The following is a 5,813-nucleotide window of genomic DNA, read 5'->3' on the forward strand; positions in this document are numbered from 1 at the left end:
CGTCGAGGGCGACCCCGCGCGGCTGCGCCAGCTCGTCGCCAACCTGCTCGACAACGCCGCCCGCCACAGCCCGCCCGGCGGGACCGTCGCGGTCCGCGCCCACGCCACGGGCGACCGGTGGCTGTTGGAGGTCGCCGACGACGGGCCCGGCGTTGCGCCCGAGCACCGGGAGCGTGCCTTCGAGCGGTTCGGGACCCTCCGCGACGTCGGTGCCGACAGCGGAACCGGCGAGACCTGGGCGGGCGGCGGCACGGGCCTCGGCCTGGCCATCGCGCGTTGGGTGACCGACCTGCACGGCGGGGTCATCGGCTTCGTCGACCCGGCCATCGATCCACTCGACCCTCTCGGCCCCGCGGCCGGCGGGCGGGGTGCCCGGGTCCGGGCCGACCTCCCCGTCGCCCCCGTTCCCCGTCCTGCCCGCCCTGATCCTTCCGCCAGGCCTTCCAGCCCTTCCCCCGAGGAGATCCTCGTGACCGAGCCCGCTGCCCTCGTCGTACCTCCGCCGCCGCCCGGCGCGCCCCCGGCGTCGCCGAGCCTGACCGATGCGACGTTCGGTGGGTTCTGGCCGGAACGGTCCGTCCCCGGTCACCTGGGTCTGCTGCTCGGTGCGCTCGGCGTCGGTGCGCTGACCTCGGTCCTGGTGCCCGACCGCGACCTCGGGCTGGGCGTCCTCCTCGCGATGCTCGCCGCCGGTGCGGTCGTGCTGGCCGCCGCCCGGCACCGTCGCGACCCGTTCACCCTCACCTGTGCGGCGCTCTGCGCGGCCCTCGCGAGCGTCGTCGTGGTCCGGGACGCCGAGTGGATCGCCGTGCTCTGCCTGCTCGCCGGCGGCGGGCTGTGCGCGATCGGCGTCGTCCGCGGCCGCAGCGTGCCGGGGTTCGTCCTCGCGCTCGTCTCCTGGCCGCTGGCCGGGCTGCGCGGCCTGCCGTGGCTGGGCCGGACGTTGCGGATCGTCACCGGGGTCGGCAACAAGGCGGCGCTCGCCCGGACGGCCGTCGTCTCCGCGGCGGGGCTGGTCGTCTTCGCGCTGCTCTTCGCGTCGGCGGACGCGCTGTTCGCCGAGTGGGTCGGGGCGCTGGTGCCCGACCTCGGCTCGGAGGACGTCGTGGTCCGCGTCTTCATCACCTTCTTCGTCGGCGGGATCGTGCTCGCCGCGGGCTACCTCGCGCTCAACCCGCCGAACGTCGAGGGCGGCGAGCGGGTGCCGCGGCCCGTGGCGCACCGCTTCGAGTGGCTCGCGCCGGTGCTGGTGGTCGACGCCGTGTTCGTCCTGTTCCTCCTCGCCCAGGCGACGGTCATCTTCGGCGGCCACGACTACCTGGAGCGGACGACCGGCCTCACCTACGCCGACTACGTCCACCAGGGCTTCGGCCAGCTCACCGTCGCGACGGCGCTCACCCTCGTCGTCGTCGCCGCTGCGTCCCGGAAGGCGCCGCGGGAGACGGTCGCCGACCGGGCCTGGATCCGCGGCGCGCTGGGCCTCCTCTGCGTCGCGACCCTCGTCGTCGTCGCCTCGGCGCTCTACCGGATGAGCGTCTACCAGGACGCCTACGGCTTCACCCGGCTCCGGCTGCTGGTCGACGTCTTCGAGGGCTGGCTCGGACTGCTGGTCGTCGCGACGATGGTCGGCGGCGTCGCGCTGCGGGCGCCGTGGCTGCCGCGCTTCGGCGTGGTCAGCGGGGTCGTCCTGCTGCTCGGCCTCGCGGCGCTGAACCCCGACGCGTGGATCGCCCGCCAGAACCTGGACCGGTACGACGAGACGGGCGAGGTCGACTGGACCTACCTGGCCGGCCTGTCCGAGGACGCCCTCCCGGTGCTCCGCGACCTGCCCGACGACCTGGAGGCCTGCGCCATCTCGCTCGACGGCCGGGTGGGGGAGGACCAGGACTGGCTGGAGTGGAACCTCGGCCGGGCCCGCGCCGACGACTTCGTCGAGGCGAACGAGGACACCTGGGTGCACCGGACGGACTGCCCGGGGCAGACCGACTGAGCGGCCTTGGGGTAACTCAGTGTTCGATTCGCTTGACGAGAGTTACGTGCGCTTCCGAGGTGTTATGCCTGGTCGCAGCGCCGAGGGAGCGAACTGAACACTGAGTTACCCCAAAACCGCGCGTCAGATCTTGAATGATTCAAGAAAAAGAGTAGGTTCGTCCTCGTGACGACGGCGCCCGACTCCGAGCAGATGCTCCGGGACGCCGACCTGCGCGTGACCCGTCCGCGGGTCGCGGTGCTCGACGCCGTGCAGGCCCATCCCCACGCCGACACCGACGCCATCATCGGCGCCGTCCGCGCGGAGATGGGCGAGGTGTCCCACCAGGCCGTCTACGACGTCCTGCGGGCCCTCACCGGCGCCGGGCTCGTCCGTCGCATCCAGCCGTCAGGCTCGGTGTCCCGTTATGAGGCCCGCGTCGGCGACAACCACCACCACGTGGTCTGCCGATCGTGCGGCGCCATCTCCGACGTCGACTGCGCCGTCGGCGAGACGCCGTGCCTGACAGCTGCCGACGACCACGGCTTCGTCATCGACGAGGCCGAGGTCATCTACTGGGGCACCTGCCCCGACTGCTCCGTCGTACGACCCTGACCCTCTTCAGTACTGCGAAAGGTTTGCCATGAACTGCCCCGTCGACCACGGTGTGACCAGCGAAGGCAGCGAGAGCGAGAACCCCGCCCTCGACGCGCCGACCTCCTCGGTGCCGCACCCGCGCACCAACAAGGACTGGTGGCCCAACCAGCTCGACCTGTCGGTGCTGCACCAGCACGGCGACGCCTCGAACCCGCTGGGTGGCGACTTCGACTACGCCGCCGAGTTCGCGAAGCTCGACGTCGACGCGCTCAAGGCCGACATCGTCGCGGTGCTGCACGACTCCCAGGACTGGTGGCCGGCCGACTTCGGTCACTACGGCGGCCTGATGATCCGTCTCAGCTGGCACGCCGCCGGCACCTACCGGATCTACGACGGCCGCGGTGGCGCGGGCTCCGGCGACCAGCGGTTCGCCCCGCTCAACAGCTGGCCCGACAACGGCAACCTCGACAAGGCCCGCCGCCTGCTGTGGCCGGTGAAGAAGAAGTACGGCCAGAAGATCTCGTGGGCCGACCTGCTCGTCCTCGCCGGCAACGTGGCGCTCGAGGACATGGGCTTCGAGACCTTCGGCTTCGGCTTCGGTCGCGAGGACGTGTGGGAGCCCGAGGAGATCAACTGGGGCACCGAGGACACCTGGCTCTCCGACGAGCGTTACAGCGGCGAGCGCGAGCTCGCCGAGCCGCTCGGCGCGGTCCAGATGGGCCTCATCTACGTCAACCCCGAGGGCCCGGGCGGCAACCCCGACCCGCTGGCGTCGGCGCGCGACATCCGCGAGACGTTCCGCCGGATGGCCATGAACGACGAGGAGACCGTCGCTCTCATCGCCGGCGGCCACACCTTCGGCAAGACGCACGGCGCCGGCGACCCCGACCTGGTCGGCGTCGAGCCCGAGGGCGCCCCGCTCGAGGCACAGGGCTTCGGCTGGAAGAGCGAGCACGCGTCCGGCAAGGGTGCCGACGCGATCACCAGCGGCCTCGAGGTCACCTGGACCGACAAGCCGACCCAGTGGAGCAACCGCTACTTCGAGATCCTCTTCGGCTACGAGTGGGAGCTCTCCGAGAGTCCCGCCGGTGCGAAGCAGTGGGTCGCCAAGGACGCCGAGGCGATCATCCCCGGCCCGGCCGCGGACTCGCCCAAGCGCCTGCCCACGATGCTGACCAGTGACCTCGCGCTGCGCTTCGACCCGACGTACGAGCAGATCTCCCGGCGGTTCCTCGAGAACCCCGAGGAGTTCCGGCTCGCGTTCGCCAAGGCCTGGTACAAGCTGCTCCACCGCGACATGGGTCCGGTCCGCCGCTATCTCGGTCCGTGGGTGCCCGAGGCCCAGATCTGGCAGGACCCGGTCCCTGAGGTCGAGGGCCCGCTCGTGTCCGACGCCGACGTCGCCGCGCTCAAGGCCAAGGTCCTCGCGAGCGGCCTGAGCACCGCTCAGCTCGTCTCGACGGCGTGGGCCTCGGCGGCCAGCTTCCGTGGCACCGACAAGCGCGGCGGTGCCAACGGCGCCCGTGTCCGGCTCGCTCCGCAGAAGGACTGGGAGGTCAACAACCCGGCCGACCTGGCGACCGTGCTCGCGACGCTCGAGGGCATCCAGCAGGAGTTCAACGGCGCCGGCGGCGCCCAGGTCTCCCTGGCCGACCTGATCGTCCTCGCGGGTGCCGCGGCGGTCGAGAAGGCCGCTAAGGACGGCGGCGTCGACGTGACCGTGCCGTTCCGCCCGGGCCGCACCGACGCCTCGCAGGAGCAGACCGACACCGAGTCGTTCGCCGTCCTCGAGCCCCGCGCCGACGGCTTCCGCAACTACCTGCGGCCCGGCGAGAAGCTGCAGCCCGAGGTGCTCCTTCTCGACAAGGCCTACCTGCTCGGCCTCTCCGCGCCGGAGATGACCGCGCTCGTCGGCGGCCTCCGGGTCCTCGGCGCGAACTACGGCCAGACCGCGCACGGTGTGTTCACCGACCGGCCGGGCGTGCTCAGCGCCGACTTCTTCGCGAACCTCCTCGACATGAGCGTCGAGTGGCGCACGTCGTCGACGGAGCACGTCTACGAGGGCATCGACCGGGCGACCGGCGAGGTCACCCGCACCGGTACGGCGGTCGACCTGGTCTTCGGCGCGAACTCGCAGCTGCGGGCGCTCGCCGAGGTCTACGCCAGCGACGACGCACAGGAGAAGTTCGTCGGCGACTTCGTCGCCGCGTGGACGAAGGTGATGGACGCCGACCGCGCCTGATCCGCGCTTGATCGCGGCCTGACCTGGGCCCGATCCTGCTCCGGACCCGCACCCCGGCCTAGCCGTGGGTGCGGGTCCGTTCGTTTTCTGCGGGGGTGCAGTGCGTCGGCGGCCTATGGTCACCGTGACCAGATTGGGATAGTCTTGAAGGACTAGTCGCCTCCGGTGGACTAGTCCTGAAGAACTAGAACCTGATGGTCATCATCACGGTATGGGTCTTCCCGGACTGGGTACCGGCGGCGCAGTCGTAACTACGTGGCCTAGCCAACCGCCACTGCAGCTCGACACGCTCGGAGTCTGTGACATGACCGTGACTATTTCTACCCTTACGGAGCCTGCTGATACGCCGGTCGACCCGTTCCCCAGCACGGAGCTGATCGATCCTGCCGACCGCAAGCAGCGGACGGCGGAGCTCATCGCCGAGGCCGCGGCCTGCGAGGGCGAGGAGCGCGATGCGCTGCTCGACCAGGTGATCGTCATCAACATCCCGGTCGCGCGTGCCCTCGCGTCGCGCTACCGCAACCGCGGTCAACCGCTGGAGGAGCTCGAGCAGGTCGCCTGCCTGGCCCTCACCAAGGCCGTCCACGGTTACGACCCCGAACGCGGTGACGACCTGCTCGTGTTCGCAGTCCCGAGCATCCTCGGCGAGCTTAAGCGCTTCTTCCGCGACACGACGTGGACGGTCCGTCCGCCGCGCCGTATCCAGGAGCTGCGCCCGCGCCTCCACCGGGCCGAGGAGGACCTGACCCAGTCCCTGGGTCGGCCGCCGACGCCGGCCGAGGTCGCCGCCGAGGTCGGGTGCACCACCGAGGACGTGCTCGAGGCCTACGAGTGCTCGACGTGCGCGTCGCCGGACTCGATCAACGAGACGCCGCCGGGCGATGCCGGGTTCGCCTGGATCGACCGGCTGCCGGTCGACGACCTCGGCTTCCGCCGGGCCGAGGCGGTCGCCGTCCTCGGGCCGGCCTGCCGTCGGCTCAAGCCGCGTGGCCTGCGGGTCCTCCA

Annotated in this window: 4 protein-coding genes (1 of these 4 cut by a window edge); all 4 read left to right on the plus strand. The window is 71.5% G+C overall.

Features of this window, described 5'->3' with window-relative positions; genetic code table 11:
- On the plus strand, nucleotides 1–1,990 hold the 3' portion of the coding sequence (locus H0487_RS21125; RefSeq protein WP_446685586.1) for a DUF4153 domain-containing protein. Its footprint begins 449 nt before the window's first position; the window shows 1,990 of its 2,439 coding nt (coding positions 450–2,439); its start codon lies off the left edge, out of view; its stop codon occupies nucleotides 1,988–1,990.
- 192 nt (nucleotides 1,991–2,182) lie between these two features.
- Nucleotides 2,183–2,584 carry a Fur family transcriptional regulator gene (locus H0487_RS21130; protein WP_183096199.1) on the plus strand — a complete coding sequence of 134 codons (402 nt, stop codon included), beginning with the start codon at nucleotides 2,183–2,185 and terminating at the stop codon, nucleotides 2,582–2,584.
- A 28-nt stretch (nucleotides 2,585–2,612) separates the two neighbouring features.
- Complete coding sequence (katG, locus tag H0487_RS21135) at nucleotides 2,613–4,808, plus strand: catalase/peroxidase HPI (protein WP_183096197.1); 2,196 nt, start codon at nucleotides 2,613–2,615, stop codon at nucleotides 4,806–4,808.
- Nucleotides 4,809–5,112: 304 nt separating this feature from the next.
- Nucleotides 5,113–5,813, plus strand: a 701-nt coding sequence (locus H0487_RS21140; protein ID WP_183096198.1) for a sigma factor, incomplete at its 3' end; no start/stop codon positions are given.

It is taken from the genome of Nocardioides stalactiti (assembly GCF_014180715.1).
Lineage (GTDB): Bacteria > Actinomycetota > Actinomycetes > Propionibacteriales > Nocardioidaceae > Nocardioides > Nocardioides stalactiti.

Bases quoted from the DNA above. Each gene is read 5' to 3' on its own strand.
- H0487_RS21130 (WP_183096199.1), top strand. From the start codon at position 2,183: ATGCTCCGGGACGCCGACCTGCGCGTGACCCGTCCGCGGGTCGCGGTG.
- katG (WP_183096197.1), top strand. From the start codon at position 2,613: ATGAACTGCCCCGTCGACCACGGTGTGACCAGCGAAGGCAGCGAGAGC.